The sequence below is a fragment of the Pseudoalteromonas sp. SG41-2 genome, assembly GCF_014164535.1.
Taxonomy (GTDB): Bacteria; Pseudomonadota; Gammaproteobacteria; order Enterobacterales; family Alteromonadaceae; genus Pseudoalteromonas; species Pseudoalteromonas rhizosphaerae.
In genome coordinates this window covers 120666-140387 of the sequence record NZ_JACJFK010000015.1, presented here as the reverse complement: position 1 = coordinate 140387, position 19722 = coordinate 120666, and the positions used below count along the sequence as shown (strand labels likewise).

17 protein-coding genes and 2 pseudogenes are annotated in these 19722 nt (G+C 41.1%); 6 read left to right on the top strand and 13 right to left on the bottom strand.

Annotated elements, in window-relative coordinates; all coding sequences use genetic code 11:
• Positions 1 to 477 precede the first annotated feature (477 nt).
• A pseudogene (locus H5186_RS13580) lies at positions 478 to 1460 on the top strand (transposase).
• A 795-nt stretch (positions 1461 to 2255) separates the two neighbouring features.
• Here the strand turns inward: H5186_RS13580 and H5186_RS13575 are convergent.
• Positions 2256 to 2501: a hypothetical protein gene (locus H5186_RS13575; protein WP_182779405.1), complete on the bottom strand. Its 246-nt coding sequence runs from the start codon at positions 2499 to 2501 to the stop codon at positions 2256 to 2258.
• Positions 2502 to 2972: 471 nt separating this feature from the next.
• Between H5186_RS13575 and H5186_RS23085 the strand changes: the two are divergent.
• A pseudogene (locus H5186_RS23085) lies at positions 2973 to 3247 on the top strand (group II intron reverse transcriptase/maturase); the annotation flags it as partial.
• 68 nt (positions 3248 to 3315) lie between these two features.
• On the opposite strand, the gene H5186_RS13570 reads toward H5186_RS23085, so the two are convergent.
• The 3 genes from H5186_RS13570 to H5186_RS13560 all read right to left on the bottom strand — a co-directional run bounded on the left by H5186_RS13570 (position 3316) and on the right by H5186_RS13560 (position 6126).
• The gene (locus tag H5186_RS13570; RefSeq protein ID WP_182794579.1) at positions 3316 to 3831 is read right to left on the bottom strand and encodes a hypothetical protein; all 516 of its coding nucleotides are present in this window, start codon (positions 3829 to 3831) and stop codon (positions 3316 to 3318) included.
• Positions 3832 to 5104: 1273 nt separating this feature from the next.
• Positions 5105 to 5656, bottom strand: a complete 552-nt coding sequence (locus H5186_RS13565; protein WP_182718601.1) for a hypothetical protein — start codon at positions 5654 to 5656, stop codon at positions 5105 to 5107.
• A gap of 140 nt (positions 5657 to 5796) precedes the next feature.
• Positions 5797 to 6126: a stress response translation initiation inhibitor YciH gene (locus H5186_RS13560; protein ID WP_182794578.1), complete on the bottom strand. Its 330-nt coding sequence runs from the start codon at positions 6124 to 6126 to the stop codon at positions 5797 to 5799.
• Between the two features lie 157 nt (positions 6127 to 6283).
• Here H5186_RS13560 and H5186_RS13555 point away from each other — a divergent pair, with 157 nt between their 5' ends.
• The 4 genes from H5186_RS13555 to H5186_RS13540 all read left to right on the top strand — a co-directional run bounded on the left by H5186_RS13555 (position 6284) and on the right by H5186_RS13540 (position 10230).
• Positions 6284 to 6589, top strand: coding sequence for an STAS domain-containing protein (locus H5186_RS13555; RefSeq protein ID WP_145240332.1), 306 nt, complete (start codon positions 6284 to 6286; stop codon positions 6587 to 6589).
• A complete protein-coding gene (locus H5186_RS13550; protein ID WP_182794577.1) occupies positions 6589 to 8247 on the top strand; it encodes a fused response regulator/phosphatase in 1659 nt (552 codons plus the stop codon). Before H5186_RS13555 ends, H5186_RS13550 begins: the two co-directional genes overlap by 1 nt.
• Positions 8248 to 8300: 53 nt before the next feature.
• On the top strand, positions 8301 to 8960 hold the full coding sequence (locus H5186_RS13545; protein WP_182794576.1) for a histidine kinase: 660 nt from the start codon (positions 8301 to 8303) through the stop codon (positions 8958 to 8960).
• A gap of 79 nt (positions 8961 to 9039) precedes the next feature.
• Entirely contained in the window at positions 9040 to 10230 is a 1191-nt protein-coding gene (locus H5186_RS13540; protein ID WP_149983417.1) for an amino acid aminotransferase, read from the top strand.
• A 105-nt stretch (positions 10231 to 10335) separates the two neighbouring features.
• Here H5186_RS13540 and H5186_RS13535 read toward each other — a convergent pair whose 3' ends face one another.
• The 9 genes from H5186_RS13535 to H5186_RS13495 form a co-directional block, all read right to left on the bottom strand.
• Positions 10336 to 11175 (bottom strand): Tim44 domain-containing protein, encoded by an 840-nt coding sequence (locus tag H5186_RS13535; RefSeq protein ID WP_182794575.1) that lies wholly within the window; start codon positions 11173 to 11175, stop codon positions 10336 to 10338.
• Positions 11176 to 11387: 212 nt separating this feature from the next.
• Positions 11388 to 12191 carry a DUF3379 family protein gene (locus H5186_RS13530; protein ID WP_182718607.1) on the bottom strand — a complete coding sequence of 268 codons (804 nt, stop codon included), beginning with the start codon at positions 12189 to 12191 and terminating at the stop codon, positions 11388 to 11390.
• Positions 12191 to 12748, bottom strand: a complete 558-nt coding sequence (locus H5186_RS13525) for a sigma-70 family RNA polymerase sigma factor (protein WP_182718608.1) — start codon at positions 12746 to 12748, stop codon at positions 12191 to 12193. Before H5186_RS13525 ends, H5186_RS13530 begins: the two co-directional genes overlap by 1 nt.
• Positions 12749 to 12817: 69 nt before the next feature.
• Entirely contained in the window at positions 12818 to 14464 is a 1647-nt protein-coding gene (locus H5186_RS13520; protein WP_182718609.1) for a BatD family protein, read from the bottom strand.
• Complete coding sequence (locus tag H5186_RS13515; protein WP_182794574.1) at positions 14458 to 16389, bottom strand: VWA domain-containing protein; 1932 nt, start codon at positions 16387 to 16389, stop codon at positions 14458 to 14460. The genes H5186_RS13520 and H5186_RS13515 overlap by 7 nt, the downstream gene beginning before the upstream one ends.
• The gene (locus H5186_RS13510; RefSeq protein ID WP_145240351.1) at positions 16389 to 17375 is read right to left on the bottom strand and encodes a VWA domain-containing protein; all 987 of its coding nucleotides are present in this window, start codon (positions 17373 to 17375) and stop codon (positions 16389 to 16391) included. Before H5186_RS13510 ends, H5186_RS13515 begins: the two co-directional genes overlap by 1 nt.
• The gene (locus H5186_RS13505; protein WP_145240353.1) at positions 17368 to 17805 is read right to left on the bottom strand and encodes a DUF4381 domain-containing protein; all 438 of its coding nucleotides are present in this window, start codon (positions 17803 to 17805) and stop codon (positions 17368 to 17370) included. The genes H5186_RS13510 and H5186_RS13505 overlap by 8 nt, the downstream gene beginning before the upstream one ends.
• 1 nt (position 17806) lies before the next feature.
• Complete coding sequence (locus tag H5186_RS13500) at positions 17807 to 18751, bottom strand: DUF58 domain-containing protein (protein WP_145240355.1); 945 nt, start codon at positions 18749 to 18751, stop codon at positions 17807 to 17809.
• 3 nt (positions 18752 to 18754) lie between these two features.
• On the bottom strand, positions 18755 to 19711 hold the full coding sequence (locus H5186_RS13495) for a MoxR family ATPase (protein WP_182718611.1): 957 nt from the start codon (positions 19709 to 19711) through the stop codon (positions 18755 to 18757).
• Positions 19712 to 19722: the final 11 nt, after the last annotated feature.

Below are 19722 nucleotides of genomic sequence, written 5' to 3'. Positions count from 1 at the left end.
AACATCATCACATTGAGATAATGCTTTTTCAACCGCTTGAACTTTAAATTCTTGTGTAAATCGACGTCTCATTTTTATCTGCCTCTATTAAAAGTTAGAGGCGACAACTATCCTGACACAGGGGGGTTCTTTATAGGTAAAAAAGGGGGAGATCTGATAAACACGCATTCGCGCTAACGCTTGGAGGAGGGTCAGTGAACGACTCGCCATAGCCTGTGGAATTACCAGTACCAAAAGTAGGCGCTTGGAAGCGAAGGCCCTTGTCGAAGCTCAAAACAAAAGGAATTAACATTGCGCTAGGTAATGACTATTTAGCGTCACAAGGTTTAGTGTCATTGAGAGATATTTGGATCAATATTGATAACGGGAGATGAACCGCCCATAGAAGGATGCTAAGAAGACACCCATCTTATGATTTGCAATGTATCAGTTACGTACTAATTTTATTATTAGCACAATAAATGAGCAGGTTGTCACATGGCTATTGCGAGAAAGCGTCAGATAAGTTTGGCTGATACAAAGTACTATCATTGTATTTCTAGGTGCGTACGTCGAGCCTATCTATGTGGCGAAGATCGTTTTACTGGCCAATCATATGAGCATCGCAGGTGTTGGGTTGAAGAGAAGCTATTGGCTCTTTCTAACGTGTTTTGTATTGATGTTTGCGCATATGCAGTGATGAGTAATCATACGCATTTAGTGTTGTATGTTGATGATAAAAAAGCGAAACGACTGAACGATAAAGCCATTATTATCCGTTGGCATAAATTATGTAAAGGCACCATGCTGACAAATAAATATGTTCAAGGGGGCAAGCTAACGAAAGCAGAATGCTTCTTTTTAAATGAGACCGTCGATGAGTACCGTGAGCGATTATCAAGTATTAGCTGGTTTATGCGATTATTAAATGAAGATATAGCTCGCAGGGCGAATAAAGAAGATGGATGTACAGGGCGATTTTGGGAAGGCCGTTTCAAATCACAAGCACTGTTAGATGAAGCCGCATTGGCTGCATGTATGGCGTATGTTGATTTAAACCCAATCAGAGCGAAGATAGCTCACACACCAGAAACATCGGATTACACGAGCGTACAAAAACGGATTGAAAGTGCAACCGACGGTAAACAACCAATACAATTACTACGCTTTGCCGGTATGCCGGTATGCCAAGGCAGCACATGGCAAAGGGCTTACCATTTGAGTTAAAATCTTATTTAGAACTTGTAGAGTTAACAGGTCGTTGTATACGAGAAGATAAGCGCGGTTATATAGATAATACTCATTCACGGTTATTGGAGCGGGTAAATATCTCAGCAGATAATTGGTTAAAACTCACGAGCCACTTTACACGGGTGTTTCATGGCGCAGTCGGGAGGCCAACATCGCAGGAAGGATACTGTGAACATTTAAATAGAAAGCGGCGAGCAAACGTGAGAAATTGTGAAAAGCTATTAGCATAAAATAGAGCGATGTAGTAAACCATCTAAAGCAATTCAAAAACTGCGAATTTGCAGCCTTTCTATGTCTAAAATTCAGTATTCAGCGGACATTAGTCACGTTATTTATTACAAACAACATTTCCTCGAAGAGTAATTGCGGGCAGGCAGTTTTTTGCACGGTTAAGTTTGATGACTTCAGCATTTATTTATAATGGGTGTCAATTTTGTTCTTTCGATGAAGCGAAATTCTTAAAGAGTTAGTCACGGTACTGAGTGAGCTGAACATCTAACTGGATATAAGGCTGAGCATCAATCAATTGGGTGAGTTAATAACCAACAAGGTTTAACCTGATTATATGCCTACAGACCAAAGCCACTTGCCTTGATAAGACGCTCAGTACGCGTGCATTAATACAATAAACAAAGTCGCTTACACCTGACTTGATAACTACGTTACGCACCTCAATCTAACTGGATCACAATGATGAAACCAGCCGCCTTGAATAGTGCCATGATGAGGTTAACCGATGAATGTCTCGGCTCTGGCATCCTGCTTCGCTCTACCTTCTAAATCCATTTAGTCGTAGTGCCCCAGCTACCCCAAAAGGATATGGGAAAAACCTGGCTGCGATGAGCTCGCAATAATCGATTACTGCGTAACGCGCCTATATGTGTTTGCCGTAAGCTACTTGCTTAACAGCCACATCGACAGACGAAGTAAACGAATTTGTTTATTGATTTAGAATTGACCGTCACTTAATAAAAACGGTCAAATAAAATACTAGTGCCTATTGACAGAGTTAAGGCTCATATGTGTTATGTTGCAGACGACAACAAGACAAAGAATAGCTTTATTAAAAGACCAGCGATTGACACAAAAACAAAGATTTTACCTAGCTTGGTGTAATACTCGCGTGCTTTTTTTAAACCTACATCTTTATCCTTGGCTCTCCAATAATATATTTTGGCTAAACCATAATCATTTTTTAATAATCTTTCTGTCGGTGCAAACCAAATATACAATCCGGCAATTCCAAAACCTAAAAGAGCGAGATAATCCATGAGATTTCCAATGCCAACATAACGAGGCTGTAGAATAACTCGTTTTTAATTTATTTTTATTGATGCATTAACCATAGCTGAGTTCCTATTTTGATTCAATCGACAACTGACTTTTACGTAAAATATAAAAAGAGCATTTGCTGTTGCTTTAATGGGCGTTTTGGAAGGTATGACAGGTGTTTAAGTGGCTTATTTGGAGAGGTAGCAGCTTACCTTTATTAATGCATCGTGTTTTACAGCTTTTCTATCTGATGAACTAAGCAATACAGTTGTCGCAGAATGAAGTGAGGCATTCACTTTCGTTTGACCGCGCAAGGTCAATTTGTTCATGTCTTTGTTAACTGTAATATTCCGCTTTTTACCATAAGGAAAGCAGGCTCAATAAAACCGAGTCTTTTACCATTTCTTTATAAAACATTGTCGTCGCTAAATTAGGCTATCTATTTTGACCTTCATTTTAATTAGCTAACGATGGATTTAGATCATTGTATCCGCCGTAGGATAAGGATGTGCTACTGGCGACAATGACGCTCTTTATAAGAGGAATAGCACGCACCAAAGTACGCAGTTTAATGAAATTGGGGGTCAGTGAGAGACTAGCCATAGCATGTGGTATCACCAGCAAGGGGCCTTGTCGAAGCTCAAAAACAAAAGGAATTAACATTGCGCTAGGCAATGACTATTTAGCGTCAAAAGGTTTAGTGTCACTGAGAGATATTTGGATCAATATTCATTACGGGAGGTGAACCGCCCATTGCGGACCCGCATGATGGGTGGTGTGGGGGCTGGAGGTTAGAGACCTCCGGCTACCCGATTAGCAGTTGATTGCCTGCATTAGTGTTTTTGTAACTTCTTTAAATTCTATTTCTGAAACCTCAAAAGCCTTTTTATTTACCATTGGTATTGGAGGAACTATGTTTACTTGAGTAGCGCCTTTGACAGCTTCAACTTCTATATTTAAATAGTAGTTTCGATAGGTTTTACAGTTAAACGTATCAGTAAAGCCCCCACAAGGATCTCTTACACGATCGTCTCGGATTAAGTTTTTAGCTTTCAAAATATGGCTTTCATTATTTACCAGTACAGTGATTTCATTGTTCAGCCATTCAACATTACTTCCATCGACAACTTCGACTACTAAGTAAACAGAATTGTAATGTAGATCGACTTTATACTTAGAGTCTTTCATTTCGTATTGAAAGGTCGATGGGATTTGACCACAGCCATTTATAGTAGCATCGCCGCTAATCCCCTTCGGGCTCATAAAAGTAACTGTGTGTGGCGCACAGCCTGTGAGGAATATAAAAAAGAAAAATATAAGATTACGCAAATTCTATCCTTAGACTGCTAACAGCTTATTCAAAGGATCTAAACCCACAAGTTGCAGAGAGAAAATCCTTTGAGTTTTTTAATACTTTCAGTCTAACTCTGTATCTAAATGTAAATCAAGGGATTTATATTTGTTGTTTTTTTGTTGTTGTAAAATACAAGAAATAATCCCGCGAGTTGTTGAAAAAAAATACAACGACTGTTTATATATGGCTATGTTGTAGTTAAGTGTGGCTAGGCGAGAATTCATTTTATAAAGCCTCTTTTATCCATGTTTGATCTGAGAATTCCGTGTTATCTTCCATGGTTCTAAACCAACTCAGATAATTCTCAATATAGTCAGTACCTAATTCGTGTGAATCGCAATGTGGACAATGAGATATTGTTTCTTCATGGTCAGCAATGGCTTGACCCAGTTGGTTATTAGCAATATTAGATTCAACTTCATGACGGAGTTTTTTAGTTGGGAGTAGTTTAAGTTAATAACGTGACGTAATACATTTTGAAACTGCTTTGAAGCCATACAGCATCTGCCGTTTTTGGGTTTCAGTACATGAAGTATAGTTCACCAACAAATCTTGACTTCAGATATCAAAATTCTTAACTGTCCGCTTCACGCTTAATCCCGCCGCTCAGATCGTCACGGACAACTAATTAAATACCACTACATACGACTAAGTACCACACACCATAAAACCGGGACTCCCCCACGGCAATTTTTAATTTGAATTTAAGTGCTTTTTGTATAGCTTTGAGTTTTTCGCGGTCGTCGCCTTGTATTTCGATGATGCCGTCTTTTATTGCTCCGCATTAGGCCGCTTGGCTTTGATGCTATCGATTAGTTTATTTTGACCTGAATTTAGCACCACATTTATGGCAGAGTTTAGGTCTGATTTCTACGCCTTCACTACCTGATGCAAATGGAATCGAGTTACATTTTGGACACCTGTAATACAACCAAATACCAATGTTAAATACGAGCACTCCGATTAATGCACCATAAAAAGGATTTAGAAACTCAATATCAAAATATTGAAGAATAAAGCCACTTGAAAAGCATACAACAGTTAATAGCAATATGAGATAAAACCGTTTATTTACTGATTTAAATTGCTTCGATACATCATCCATAATTGAGTGTTGCTCCAGTTAAATTAACGCTGCAATTGGCGGTAAAATGAGATTGGCTAAATCGCGAGGAACAAGCGAAGCAAGTTACCACGCTACTTTATTACTTTGTTTTATTGTATCAACAGCACGGATAAAATTTTGTGCTATTCATATTCGCTGAATACTTGGTGTACCCTTGCTGGTGTTATTTTATTAAAGTCATCTTGGTAGTAGTCCTTCGCATACTCAATAAAACATTCTGGAGTTATAGTGATTGCAGGGAGCAGCCAACTAGCTCCGTTATCTTCATTGTTTTGGAAATTAACTGTTCCTTGTTGCCATGACCCTGAGTTGGAAGTACGCCAAAAACAAAAGGTCACATGAGCTATTTCGAAGAAATCGTTATCTAAAACGCAGAGCAGTTCTTCAGGAGCCCCTTCATACATCCCTGGCCAAATTCTAAACTCTTCTTGAGCATGAGGACTAACTTCTGATTCATGATCGAAACCTTTAATTAAAATAGCATCACCTTTTATGACAATGACGATTTCATCACCACCACCATTTTCATATGAAGCAACGTCTATCCCTGGCGCCCAATTAGCTTTGTAAGAAAAGCACCTCAGGTATTCGTCTTCACAAAGCTCTATATCCAAAGCTGCACTAGCTTTTAGAGCAGAGACTAGTTTTTTATTGGGTAGATTATCTAATATCATTTAAGCTCTCTTTGTGTGGGAGTAGACAATTTTATCTCTGATGTTTGTCTTTGTATTACAATACATTGATCATAAATTAAGAAAGTACATATATGCAATTAGGTCATCAAGTCTCTGCTTTTTATAGGCAAACCGGCGGCTCACCCTCCGGCAATTTTCACTTTGAATTTGAGTGCTTCGAGGATGGCTTTGAGTTTTTCGCGGTCGTCGCCTTGTACTTCAATGATGCCGTCTTTTAAAGCGCCGCCTTGGCCCATTTTACTTTTAATGGTTTTGGCGAGTTTTTTTAAATCGTGTTGCTCGCTGTCAATACCAGTTACCAACATAACACCTTTACCTTTACGGCCTTTGGTTTGGCGTTCGATGCGCAGGGCGCCGTCTTTAAATACTTTACTAGCCACTGCTGTGCTTGGTTTTGGTTGGCTGATACGGCCTGTTTCGGTTGAATAAACGAGATTACTATCACTCATGCTTAACCTGCATTTAAAAAGTTAAATAAACAATGGCCTAGATAATATCAAATCTAAAACAAATTTGTGCATAGGGTGTTTTATTTTTGGTGATTTATCATTAACAAGTTATATTTAATACTAATTAAGAATGGATAATCTGAGCAGGAGTTAACTAATGGGTCTAAGTAAGAGTGCATCAGCAGATGGTGCTACACTGACTATTCAAATTAAAGGGAAGTTCGACTTTAATTTAGTGCAGTCATTTCGACAGTCGTATTCCGATATCAATGAAAAAACCGCTAAGGTCGTAATTGACTTGCGAGAAACAGATTACATGGATAGCTCCGCCCTTGGTATGTTACTGAATATGAAAAAGACCTTGGGTACCTCAGTTGATGCAATTCAAATCAGTAATTGTCAGCCGCAACTGAAAAAAATCCTGCAAATATCACGTTTTGATAAAAAGTTTGATATTGATTAATGCATATTCTCGTTGTTGATGATCAGCCACTTAATTGTACGCTTTTGAAAGTAATGCTGGTGCAACAAAATTACGAGGTATCAACTGCTGCCAATGGTGTTGAAGCATTAGCAATATTAGCACAGCAGAGCATTGATATTGTGCTACTCGATGTAATAATGCCAGTGATGGATGGCTATGAAACAGCGACAAAAATTAAGCAGTTATACAACGATGTTCACCTACCAATTATTTTTATAACTTCTTTGGAAGATCATAGTAGTTTTGAGCACTGCTTGGAAGCCGGTGGTGATGATTTTATTCATAAACCGTTTGATAAAGTAATTTTAACCGCGAAAATAAAAGCCCACAGCCGTACCCGTAAGCTGAGCTTAAAGACCCACGAACAAAATAAGTTATTAGAATATCATTACAATCAAACCGAGCGCGAGCACGAAATAGTTGAGCATATTTTTAATAATGCCTTAGAAAACCAAAATAAGTTTACCAACAACATTGATTTTCATCTTTCACCGGCTTCTATGTTTAATGGTGATATGTGTTTGGTTGGGCAAAGTCCAATTGGTAGTTTGTATTGTATGCTTGGGGATTTTACTGGCCATGGTTTAGCAGCTGCGGTGGGGGCATTACCGGCATCGAAAGTGTTTTACACTATGGTTAATAAAGGCATGGCGGTCAGTGATATTGCCGCAGAAGTTAATGCCGTATTAGTACAATTATTGCCCGGGCATATGTTTTGTGCCGCGACAATTATTGAGTTAAGTAGCTCCGGGAAAAGTGTTTCAGCTTGGCTTGGTGGCTTGCCTGACGCTTATTTAATTGATCAACAAGGAAGCGTATTAAAAACCTTAGAGTCACAGCACATGGCTTTAGGGATTTTAGAAGGCGACGAATTTGAACGTGAATTAATTCATTTTGAAGTCGATAGCAGTATGCGTTTGGCGCTGGCCACCGACGGTATTATAGAAACCACCAATGAAAACGGTGAATTTTTTGCAGAGCAACGCTTTATAAAGGCACTTGCAAGCAAGCCTAAAGTGACTAGTCAAGATGTGATCGCGCAAGTGACCAAGTTTGCTCATGGTAGCAAACAACAGGATGACCTTAGTTTAGTGCTTTTTAATTGCATGGCGGTTCCTGCTGCGGCTGAAGATCAAGCCGCTTACTCTCGGTTACCCTTTAATTTTTCTTTAACGCTTAATTCACAGCAAATAAAACAAACCGACCCGGTGCTTGAAATCGTTGAAGTGCTCACTCAAGTTGGCGGGCTAAAAGAGCACCGCTCTGATATTTTTTTACTGCTCTCTGAGGCATATAACAATGCACTTGATCACGGTGTATTAGGACTCGATTCAGCGATTAAAAATAAAGAGGATGGTTTTATTGAGTATTATCAACTTCGAGAAGCAACATTAGCTAAGCTCGTTGATGCATTGATCATTGTGGATATACGTTATTGCCCTGATACATTGAGCCTGTATTTTATAATTTGCGATTCTGGCAATGGTTTTGCTAGCACCGACAGTAATGCTAACAGTAATAATCGCGAGCACGGTCGTGGGTTATCGATATTAGAAGAAATAGCAGAGCAGGTGACTTATAACTCATCGGGTAATCAAATTGAAATGTGTTATCGATTGGTGCAACAACAAAGCTAGTCGTGATTGTTTAGCCATGCTATGATTCATTTTTTAGATGTTTGGATGGCTAAATGGTTTCTTCTTATTTATCTCTTGCGCAATTAGATGTGCCTGCTCAGTTAGTCTCTGCTGAGCTTACTAAGCTCGAAAGCTATTTATCAAATCAGTCGCTTCCTGCGGTACGCTGGCAATATCAAATACCAGAATTGGGTGAAGGCGGGGCGTGCAGTTTATTTGGTTACTTACAAGATGAGCCGTTTAAACTCACTGATTTTTTACCGCAAGATCAGCACACCACGCAAAAGCTTGCTCAATTACAACTAATTGTTGATTACGTTGTAGCGCAAACTAAGGTTGATTGGTACGGCATTTACCAAAGTACAGCAACACCTGAGGGTCAGCAATTACTTAAACTGGCTTACTTTGGCGCGCCAAGCCGACCGCTTTTTCCGCTTACAGAAGCATTTGCTGCTGGTAGTAATAATGTGCAGGTGGCACTGAGTAGTAAAGGGCGAGTGATCAACAACGTTGAGCAGTATTTGGCTGCGGGTGGTGAATATTATACTTGCGACCCTAAAGTAAAATCAGAAGCCTGTTTACCGCTTTTTGACAGTGCAAATCGCTGCGTTGGTATTGTTGATGGCGAAGCCTTTAGTAACGATTTTTTCAACCAGCAAACATTAGCGCTATTAATTGCGTGCTGTATTAAAATTCCTCACTTTTTAGTGTAAATAACACTAGTCAATCTAGTGAGCTTTTATGTTAAGCTAAGTGCAACAGCTAACCCCTAAATAATGAAAGAGATAGTCAATGTTCTCAGTATTAAAACCATTACCCACTGATCCTATTCTTGGCCTTATGGCGGCCTATAAGCAAGATACTAACCCAAATAAGATTGACTTAGGGGTTGGTGTTTATAAAGACGAATTCGGTAATACGCCGGTATTAAAAGCAGTTAAAAAAGCTGAAGCGTTTCGTCTTGAAAACGAAACTAGCAAATCATACATTGGTTTGGCGGGTAACTTAGATTACTGCCAAAAAATGGAAAACCTATTATTAGGTGAGCACCAAGCGTTATTAGCTAATCGTGTTCGTACAGCACAAGCTCCAGGCGGTACAGGTGCACTGCGTGTTGCAGCTGAATTTATCGTTCGCTGTAATCCAGGTGCGACAGTGTGGGTTACTAATCCTACTTGGGCAAACCACATTAGCTTGTTTGAAGCCGCTGGCCTAACAGTTAAAGAATACCCGTACTACGATTATGAAAACAAAGATTTATTATTTGATGAAATGATCGAAACCCTTACCCAAGTGCCAAAAGGTGATGTGGTATTACTGCACGCATGTTGTCATAACCCAAGTGGTATGGACTTAAACGAAGCACAGTGGAACACGGTTGCTGAACTGGCAAAAGATGTTGGCTTTACACCGCTGGTTGATATTGCATACCAAGGTTTTGGTTCAAGCCTTGAAGAAGATGCAAACGGTTTACGTATTTTAGCCAATGCAGTTGATGAGTTAATCATTTGTTCGTCATGTTCGAAAAACTTTGGTTTATACCGCGAGCGTATTGGTGCATGTTCAATCATTGCTAAAGACAGCGCAACAGCAGACATTTCAAACTCTGTGATGTTAAGTGTGGTACGTAGCATTTATTCAATGCCACCTGCGCACGGTGCAGATATTGTAAATACTATTTTAAGCAGTACAGAACTGACACAGCAATGGCACAGTGAACTTGATGAAATGCGCAACCGTATCAATGGCCTACGTACTTTGATCAAAGACAGTCTAGCGGCAAAAGAGATTGCTCAAGACTTCTCATTTATTGACCGTCAACACGGTATGTTCTCTTTCTTAGGTATTAATAAAGAGCAAATTGAGCGCCTACAAAAAGAATACGGTATCTACATTGTTGGTTCAAGCCGCGTTAACGTAGCGGGTATCAGTCAAGCTAATATCGATTACTTTGCAAATGCTGTTGCAGACGTTTGTAAATAATCTTATTTAAATAGCGTTTATTGAAATAAAAAACCGCACTAACTTATTGTTGTGCGGTTTTATTTTTTAACCTAGAACCTAGAACCTAGAACCTAGAACCTAGAACTACGCGTCAATTAAATCTTCAACACCAACAATCAGCCAAGGCGCATCATCGCTGGTGGCACGCTCTAAGTGCCAAATTTCTAAAATAGGCTGTTCTTTATTATCGCCTAAGTCACGGTACTTTCCTTTAAAACGAACACTTACTTGCCATTTTTGTGCGTCGGTATCGGCACGTACAAGTTCTGCATCAATAAACATCACGTCAGTTGCAACGCAGTCAATCGCTTCACGTTCCGCTTTAAATTCAGCGACTAGTTCAGGGCTTAAGTATTCAGCCATCGTTGCATAGTCAGCATTATTCCATGCTGTTTGCAAAGTATGATAATGGCTACGCGCACCTTGTAAAAAGCCGTTAGTATCAAAGTTAGCGGGTAAATTAAACGGTACGTCATTGGTTTGACTAAATCCACTTGTAGTGGTGTGCTCAGGCGCAGTTTGTTTCATTTGCGGTGCAGTAAATGCTCCTTGGCCATGCGCCATTACAGGGGCGTTTTTACGACGTATTATACCGATGACAAGTTTAAAGATAATAAAGGCAATACCTGCCATTAAAATTATCTCAAGTAGTTGCATCCCTTCAAAGTCATCGCCCATCATTGCGGCGATTAATCCACCGGCTAATAAGCCGCCAAAAATACCTGCCATCATGCCTTTTTTGCTTGATTTTGGTTTTGCAGCAGGGGCGAGGGTATTGGTATCTGTTTGTTGTTTTTGTGCGGTTTGTTGTGTTTCTGGTGTTTGGCCACGTTTTTTACTACCAAACTTTTTACGTGCTTGTGCATCAAAACTTGCAGTACATAATAGAGCAAGCAATGAAAATATAACAATCAGGTTTTTCATGAAGTTCCTTAAAACAAATTAGAACGGCGATTCTAAAGTAGTTCAGGAATTAGATAAATAGCGACAAACTGAATTAGCTCTAAAATGCTCAGTAGCTTGGTCAATAGACTAATTTAAAAGCAATTATTGGTTAAAGCGGGAAGAATATAACGATTGTTTCGTGAAGGTATAAATTGCATTGCCGCCATAATAACGGCAATGCAGAGGGTAGGTTAATTTAACCAGCGGATCGCACCATTGATACGATCATTGTAATTTTCTAATGGCGCACCAAGACTTGCTACTAAAATAGTATCTGCGTCAGCACCACGGTTAATATGGCCTTCAAAACGATCGTCTTGAAAATCATCGTCGCCGATGCCAAACGATTGCTGTTTTGATGGCACTATAAATACCGTCATCGGGCCATAGTCTGATTCAAAAACCAGGTGCAACCCCTTTTGGCCCTTAAAGTCACAAAACATTAAGTAAGTCACTTTACCTGGCAATTCATCTAAATGGCCACCTAACACAGCAAATTTTTCATTTACCGTTGCTAAGCTGATTGCTTCGGTCTTTTGCAGCGAATTAATTTCATAGTAAACATGAGCAAGCGCATGTTCGCCAGCTGCGTACGCGACATTTTGTTCGCTGCTAAATAAAAATGCTCCCACAGCCACTAATACTGAGGCTGCCATGGCAAGTGGTAAACGAGCACGTTTAAAACGTGTACTTGCCTCAACTACATTATCTGTTCGTTGCGGCGGTGTTTGCGCGCTGATATCAGCTGGTGCTTGGTTGAGTTGCTCAGTTGTGAGCGACTCGTTTTGTGCATGCGCTGCGGTATTTGCCAAAATACGCTCGGCAAGACCTGCTGGCACCGGTACGTCAAGTGCATTGGCAAGCTCTAAATCAAAGGCCTGCATATCATTAATAAATTCTTGTCGCTCAGAGTGTTGCTCTGCAAACTCCACAAGCTCCTTATCTGTGCTGTTTGGCTGTGCGCTAATTCGGCGACGAAACTCGAGATCATCCATTAATTTGATGCCCCTTTAAGTTGTTCATCATCACGGCTCAATGCCTCTTTTAACTGGTTTCTGGCGCGGTATAAACGCGTCATAACCGTGTTTTTGTTTAAATCTAATATTTCTGCTATCTCTTCACCGGAGCAGCCCATAACGACTTGTAATAATAATGGCTCGCGGTATTCATCAGGTAACTTAGCGATGTGACGTTGGATCACTGTTTGTTCCATTTCGTCATCCAAGGTGACGCTTTTTTCGTCAACTAAGGTGTCGTTTTCAACATCGCTATAATCAAATTGTTTGCGTTCAAAACGACGGGCATTTTCCCGGCGTAAAATCGTCAATAGCCATGGCTTAGCTGCTTTTTGATCTAATAATGAATCCAGAGATCGCCAAGCACGTAAAAATGTTTCTTGGACAAGATCTTCGGCAATATTAGGGTCGCGGCAGAGCCAATAAGCAAAGCGATATAATTCGCTATGATAAACATGAACAAGTTTTTCATAGCGTGTTTTTTTCTCTGCCATATCAACTAAGACCTGACTTTTAGAGTTTTCATTTCCAAGCATAAGCACTTTTTTATTTATTTTAAGTTATTTACTATTTGAGCGCGGGGATTGCTCCCCGTCACTTAAACTCTATTTATAAAGTCCTTTTAATACAGCTTGTTGTGATTTTTTTTGTACTTTACGTTGCTCTTCTAACATGCCGACAATCGCAATTAAATCAACATCTGTATCATTAGGACTATAGAGTGCAGCCCGTAGTTTAGCAATATGTTGACTAAGCTGTGCATTATCAGCTAGTTGTTCAAGCTTGTCTATTGCACCGCTCGATTGTTTTGTTAAGTGCATTGCGTAACGATTTAGCGCCTGATAAAAGGCACTTACATCATTGCTTTTAGCGTGTTTCTTTAATTCATCTAATGAAATTGATGAATCACTATGGGTTACTGTCGGCTTTGCTTGCATCAAGCTGCGCTGAGATTGACTGCGCCACCATAAAATCAAGGTAATAAACCATAATAAATAACCAATCACACTGATAATAATTAACCATAGCGGATACTGATTTATCGGTGTTGCTTGATAACTTATTGCTGCAGCATCTGTTGTAGCGCTTTGTGATGGCGTAAGTGGCTGCGCAGCAACGGCTGCTGGAGTGCTTGTGCTACTAGGTGTTACTGTAATAGTACGAGCTGGTAATGTTGCATAACTGATCCGGTTAATCTTAGTGTTATACCAAGGCACGCTTACCTCTGGCAGTGTATAAGTGCCTGGCATCTGCGGTAACAAAGCGTACGAGGCTGTTTGTTGTGATATTACCCGACCATCGCGAACCAAATGATTATTTTCTTTTTCATCTGGGTAACTGCGAATACCTTTGATTTCAGGTAGTTCAATATCAGGTAGTTGCTCTTTGGTGATACCAAGTGCAGTTAAGGTCAGCGTTCGCGTAATAGGTGTACCCACTTCTACTGTGTCGTCAGCGGGTTGCCATTGCTCATCTAAATTAACTAATTCACTAGGCAGCCATGCACCTTGGTAGTCACTTGGTATCGGTTTAATTTCAATATCGACATTATCACCCAGTGCAGATACATCTAATTGGCGATAGTCTTGGCGAATTCGACCTTGAAAAGTTGGTGCTTGAATCGTGTAACTACCACTTTTTTGGGGCTGTACTAAATACTCGCGAGTGATCACTAAGTAACGCTTACCATCAACAAGTTCATAGTTTTCAGTCTGCTTGCCGATTTGACTTAGCTGCGCATCGGGCATCGCAGGGGCACTTAAATTACCATCAAGTAACTCTTTGGCAAGATATAGCTTAACCGTGTAAAGCCCTGCCTCTTGAACAAATAGGCTGTCACTTGAAAGCGATGCTTTAATAAAAATATCGTTGTTTTGCTGCGCATCTTTACTGCGTTCAGCCACTTTTAATGCAATGGGCGCAGAGCTGGCACCTGCTACACTAAATGCTGGGATTGTATAATCACCGGCAGTGCGGGTCATAAGTTTAATAGACCAGGTGGTTTCTTTTGAAATACTACCATTAATGATGTTTGTGCGGGTGCTGACACTGGTGCGGCCAACCACGAAGTCTTTTAACAGGACAGAGGTATCAGGTTGATCATTTTTTATGGTGTCATCTGCACTGATATTGAGCATAAAAAATTCACCCGCTAGTACCGGGTTTTTATCAACACTGGCTTGTAATTGCGTAACGGCCCACGAGGGCATAGCGCTGATAAGCAATAAACAACAGATTAATCGCATTACCATGATTTTTCGACTCCTTGTGGACGGCGTTGATTGTTTCGTTTTTGGGCTTCTAATTGCATTTTGTTACGTAACAGGATTGCGGGATCATCGGGTACTTTTCGCAATAACTGACTAAGCTGCTGCGCTTTCTCTTTTTCTTCGTTGGTAAGCTCTGCGGTTTGCGCTTGCACAGCTTGTTGCTTTGCCGCTTCTTCAGCTTGTTGCTGTTGCTCAGGAGTCATTTGTGGCTGCGCCTGCTTATCATCGTTTGCAGAGTCATCTTTGGGCTCGGTTTGCGCATCTTGTTGCTGTTGCTCATCAGTTTTATCACCTTGCTGAGGTTCAGCCTCCATTTGTGGATCGTTTTGCTTATCAGTTTGTTGATCAGATGGTTTGCCATCTTGCTGTTTATCATCAGTCTGCTGTTCATCACTTTGCTCAGATTCATCGCCTTGTTGAGATTGCTGATCCTGATTTGGCTGCTCACCTTGCTGTGACTTATCTTTATTTTGCTGATCTTGACCTTGTTCACCATCTTGGCTTTTTTGGTCTTGATCTTGGTTTTGTTCGCCGTCTTGGCCTTGTTGATTTTGCTGCTGTTGCTGTTGATTTTTCAATTGCTCAACAAGTGCCTGATTTTCTTTTGCTTGGGTAAAGTCGTCTTGCAAAGCTTGTGCTTGCTGATAGGCGACAATTGCTTCGTCGAGCTTGCCTGCCTTTGCTAGAGCATTACCGTAATTATATAAACCAGTGGCGCTTTTATCTTGGCTAAATTGTGCCAATGCAGCATCAAAATTACCTTGCTGGTAAAGCGCAGCGCCTTTTAGTTGACTAGAATTTGCTGTGGCAGCTTGCTCATATTCACCTTGTTGATAAGCGTCCAGCGCACGTTGATCTTGATTTTTAAAGACCGAAGGCAGCTCTACTGCATAAGCATTGTGTTGCGGTAAAAAGCTCACCACTAAAAATGCAGCTGCAAAAGCTCCTCGGCGAAAAATCCACAGCATCATTGGCAGTAAAATAAACAAGCCATAAATCCCCGCATCAATACGCCAGAGCGCTTGACTTTGTTTTTCATTTTTCAGTATTTCACTATTTGCACTGGGAGCAAAAATTTGAATATCGCGGGCACTCGGTTGATAAGTCGCAAATTTACCGCCACTGTTTCTTGCTAGACCATTAAGCATACTGATGTTGATGGTGGGCACCACAATTTGCCCGTAACTATCTTTTAAAAACCCACCTTCAGGAAGTTTAATTGGCGCGCCTTGCTCTGTTCCGATACCATAAATGTTTAATCGATAAGGGTTAGCGTCTGTAAATTGGCTGATATCTTGTTGCTCACTTTGTTCAATACCATCTGTTACTAAGATAATGTCGCCTTCGAGGTATCCGGCTTGTGTTAATAACTCTTTTGCAGCATCAAGCCCAGCAAGTACGTTGGAGCCTTTATCAGGCATGATATCTGGGCTTAAACTTGGGATCAGGTTTTCAAGCGTGGCGGCATCATTGGTTAGCGGCGAAATGGTATAAGCAGTGCCTGCATAGGCTACTAACGCAGTATCGCCTTCTTTAAATAGTTTGATCATATCCAGCGCTTTGAAGCGCGCTTGCACTAAACGACTGGGCGCAATATCCGTGCTGTACATCGATAGCGACATATCCATCACAATTACACGGGCATTTTTGCTTTGAAATACCGGCACTTGTTTTTCTTCAAAACTGGGCCCTGCGCTAAAAATAACGGCTAACACTGCAAAGAGGGCAATTAGCCACATGGGTTGCGTGTTTTTTTGGCTGTTGGTGTTGATCACAAATTTTGCTAAGTGAGCTGCTATTAATTCACCTTGGCTGGTTTTCTTGTGCTTTATCATTGCAATAGTAAACACTAAACACACAGGAACTAATAACCACAATACGGTCGGGCGGATAAATTCAAAGTCCATTAGGCCTCCTGTCTTAATGCTTTTGCACTGATAAACATAACGCGCAGACCAATCAAGGTCAGTGCAATTAATAAAGGGAAGTAAAATAACGCACTTTGTGGGCGAAAGGTTTGCTCATCAGCGCTGATCGGCTCAAGTTTATCAAGTTCTTGATAAATTTGTTGTAAGCCGGCAACGTCTTTTGCGCGAAAATAAAGGCCGCCAGTTTGTTCGGCAATACGTTTTAGCAGGGTTTCATCTAAACTACCTCCGCTCATGCCACCCATATTAAATAAGCTAAAGCCACGCGGATTATCAGAGCCTACGCCGATGGTATACACTTTAATGCCTTCTTCGCGGGCAAGCAGTAAGGCTTCTTCAGGATCTAAGTTACCGGCGGTGTTTTGACCATCTGTTAATAACACCACAATGCGATTGCTTTCATCTTTACTGGCAAAACGTTTTACTGATAAGCCCAGCGCATCGCCAATGGCGGTGGCACGGCCAACCAAGCCTATTTGCGCTTCTGATAGCATTTGGCTTACGGTTTTAACGTCTCGCGTTAGTGGTGTTTGTAAAAATGCCGTATCACCAAATAAAATCAGCCCTAAACGATCGCCTTGACGTTGCTCAATAAAGTCACTTAATACCGCTTTTACCATAGTTAAACGGTCAACATATTGGCCCTGATAAGCCATATCTTGCTCGGTCATTGATCCTGACAAATCCACAGCTAGCATGATATCGCGGCCTTCGTTAGGTAAGGTAATTGGCTCATCAAGCCAGGTTGGGTTAGCTAAAGCGGTGACTAAAAGCAACCAAACCAACCATTCAAATATACTAATACCACGCGCCTGTTGCTGGACAACTTGCGCGCCTAAATTGTGTTTGGCGAAGCTTGGAATGCGTAAGCGGGTATTGCCTTCACTGTGCACAGGCTTAAATAAGCGCAACAACCAAGGCAGCGGTAATAATACAAATAACCAAGGCCAGCTAAATTCAAACATTCAGCGGCTCCTTTAATTTAAATTGCACAATGGCGAGTTTTAATTTCTGTGCCAGCGCAGTTTGATTGCTTTGTGATTGATAAAGGCTCATCAGTTCGTGTTCAGTAAATTGTTGTCCGGTCAGCTTATTTAGAGTAATACACCATTGTTTCGTGCCTTGTGATGCAGCACTTTGCTGATAATAGTGTAAAACCAGGCGTTTAATTAAAATATGTAGTTGTTGGGCATCTTCTGCGTGTTGTTCACTGAGGGAAATAGCTTGGCGTTTGGCTTTTTTAAACTGCCGTGCCCGGTACAACTGGTAACTTATAAAGCTTACAGTTACGAGTAACACGACAATGATGAGCCACCAAATAGGTGCTAAAGGCCACCAAGAAACATGGCTTGGCACAATCACATCATGGAGGCCAGCTAATGGAGAGGTTTGCATATTACTTTCTCACTAATTGCAGCTCAAGAGGTGTGGCTGCATTGAATGATATTAAATTAAGACCCGATTTAGTTAAGCGTTGCATTCGTGTGGTAAATGCTTGCTCAGCAGTTTTAGCAAATTTATCACGAAAACTTTTATCCATCAGCGGTAACGCAAAGTCACTGCCGTTGGCGCTCACCGTGACTGTTTGTTTAAACGCCGGTAGCTGATGCTCAAATGGGTCGCTAATATGGCAGCCGATCAGTTCACAATGTCGACTCAGTATTTCGAGTTGTTTAAAACTGGCATCATCAAGGGCGCTAAAATCAGACACTAAATAGACTAAGCTGCCCGGCTTGGCTAAATGATTCAAACGTTTTAGGTTATCACTGAGTTTATTGTCTGCGGGCTCATCAATCTGCGCGAGTGCTTGCTGGTGGTTATTACACAAATTGTGGCATAGTTTTAACACGGCTTTTTCGCGGGCGCTGGGCTTGAGCTCTAAATGACCGTGTTGATTAAACACTATGCCACCGATGCGATCGCCGCGTTGGCACGCTGACCACGCAACCAAGGCACTGATATGCGCCGCTTGCACAGATTTAAGTAATAGCTTTGAGCCAAACAGCATTGAATTAGAAAAGTCTGTAAACACAAACACTGGCCGTTCTTTTTCCTCTTGAAACAACTTAGTGTGTGTTTCGCCAGTACGTGCTGTAACGCGCCAATCAATTGAGCGAATATCATCGCCTTGTTGATAATGACGTACTTCAGCAAACTCCATACCACGGCCTTTATGAGGCGCGAGATATTGGCCGGTCAGGCTATTTCTAATTTTAACTTTTGGCGCAAGCTCTAATAAGCGAGCTTTCGCTTTATAATACATCAGCTCTTTCAAGCCTAAGTCGACCCCATGGCTATGACTTAGGCTGAGCCACTGTTGGTTATCTAATTGGCTTTGCATGGTTTATGGCACGGCAACAAGTTCTAAAATACGGCTAATGACTTGATCTTTAGTAATACCATCGGCTTGTGCTTCATAGCTTAAAATAATGCGATGGCGCAGAACATTATGTAACACAGCTTGAATATCATCTGGAGCAACAAAGTCACGACCTTGTAACCATGCATGAGCACGGGCACATTTATCTAAGGCGATGGTGGCACGCGGACTTGCGCCATATTCAATCCAGCTGCCTAATTGGGCGTCTAGTTTTGCGCCTTCACGCGTTGCAATAATAAGTTGCACTAAATATTGCTCAAGTGGCTCGGCTAAATACAGCCCTAAAATTGCTTTGCGAGAGGCAAATAAATCGCTTTGACTAATTTGTTGTGCTGGTGCTTGATGCTCGCTCAACGCTTCGCCACGGGTCAGGCGTAAAATATCAAGCTCATGCTCGGCGCCTGGATAATCAATACTTAGGTGGAGTAAGAAACGGTCTAATTGCGCCTCTGGTAGCGGGTAAGTGCCTTCTTGCTCCAGTGGATTTTGGGTTGCCATCACCATAAATAAATCCGACAGCGGATAAGTGTTTTTACCAACCGTGACTTGGCGCTCAGCCATGGCTTCTAATAAGGCTGATTGCACTTTAGCTGGGGCACGGTTAATTTCGTCGGCTAAAATAAGGTTATGAAAGAGTGGGCCTTTTTCAAAAACGAATTCGCTGGTCTGTTGGCGATAAATATCAGTACCGGTTACGTCAGCAGGTAATAGATCTGGGGTAAACTGTACGCGTTGGAATGAGCCTTCAACGCCTTTGGCTAATGCATTTACTGCGCGAGTTTTAGCAAGCCCTGGAGGGCCTTCTACTAATAAGTGACCATCGGCTAAAATAGCAATAAGTAGTGCTTGCGTTAATTCTGGCTGGCCAATAATTTGGCTATCTAAATAAGTTTTTAATTGTGAAAATACGTTAGTGGCCATAGTAAAAAAAC

What these genes read in the sequence shown, in the direction of transcription:
- H5186_RS13575 (WP_182779405.1), bottom strand. Translation starts at nt 2,501, where the DNA reads ATGGATTATCTCGCTCTTTTAGGTTTTGGAATTGCCGGATTGTATATT.
- H5186_RS13565 (WP_182718601.1), bottom strand. Translation starts at nt 5,656, where the DNA reads ATGATATTAGATAATCTACCCAATAAAAAACTAGTCTCTGCTCTAAAA.
- H5186_RS13560 (WP_182794578.1), bottom strand. Translation starts at nt 6,126, where the DNA reads ATGAGTGATAGTAATCTCGTTTATTCAACCGAAACAGGCCGTATCAGC.
- H5186_RS13555 (WP_145240332.1), top strand. Translation starts at nt 6,284, where the DNA reads ATGGGTCTAAGTAAGAGTGCATCAGCAGATGGTGCTACACTGACTATT.
- H5186_RS13550 (WP_182794577.1), top strand. Translation starts at nt 6,589, where the DNA reads ATGCATATTCTCGTTGTTGATGATCAGCCACTTAATTGTACGCTTTTG.
- H5186_RS13545 (WP_182794576.1), top strand. Translation starts at nt 8,301, where the DNA reads ATGGTTTCTTCTTATTTATCTCTTGCGCAATTAGATGTGCCTGCTCAG.
- H5186_RS13540 (WP_149983417.1), top strand. Translation starts at nt 9,040, where the DNA reads ATGTTCTCAGTATTAAAACCATTACCCACTGATCCTATTCTTGGCCTT.
- H5186_RS13535 (WP_182794575.1), bottom strand. Translation starts at nt 11,175, where the DNA reads ATGAAAAACCTGATTGTTATATTTTCATTGCTTGCTCTATTATGTACT.
- H5186_RS13530 (WP_182718607.1), bottom strand. Translation starts at nt 12,191, where the DNA reads ATGGATGATCTCGAGTTTCGTCGCCGAATTAGCGCACAGCCAAACAGC.
- H5186_RS13525 (WP_182718608.1), bottom strand. Translation starts at nt 12,748, where the DNA reads ATGCTTGGAAATGAAAACTCTAAAAGTCAGGTCTTAGTTGATATGGCA.
- H5186_RS13520 (WP_182718609.1), bottom strand. Translation starts at nt 14,464, where the DNA reads ATGGTAATGCGATTAATCTGTTGTTTATTGCTTATCAGCGCTATGCCC.
- H5186_RS13515 (WP_182794574.1), bottom strand. Translation starts at nt 16,389, where the DNA reads ATGGACTTTGAATTTATCCGCCCGACCGTATTGTGGTTATTAGTTCCT.
- H5186_RS13510 (WP_145240351.1), bottom strand. Translation starts at nt 17,375, where the DNA reads ATGTTTGAATTTAGCTGGCCTTGGTTATTTGTATTATTACCGCTGCCT.
- H5186_RS13505 (WP_145240353.1), bottom strand. Translation starts at nt 17,805, where the DNA reads ATGCAAACCTCTCCATTAGCTGGCCTCCATGATGTGATTGTGCCAAGC.
- H5186_RS13500 (WP_145240355.1), bottom strand. Translation starts at nt 18,751, where the DNA reads ATGCAAAGCCAATTAGATAACCAACAGTGGCTCAGCCTAAGTCATAGC.
- H5186_RS13495 (WP_182718611.1), bottom strand. Translation starts at nt 19,711, where the DNA reads ATGGCCACTAACGTATTTTCACAATTAAAAACTTATTTAGATAGCCAA.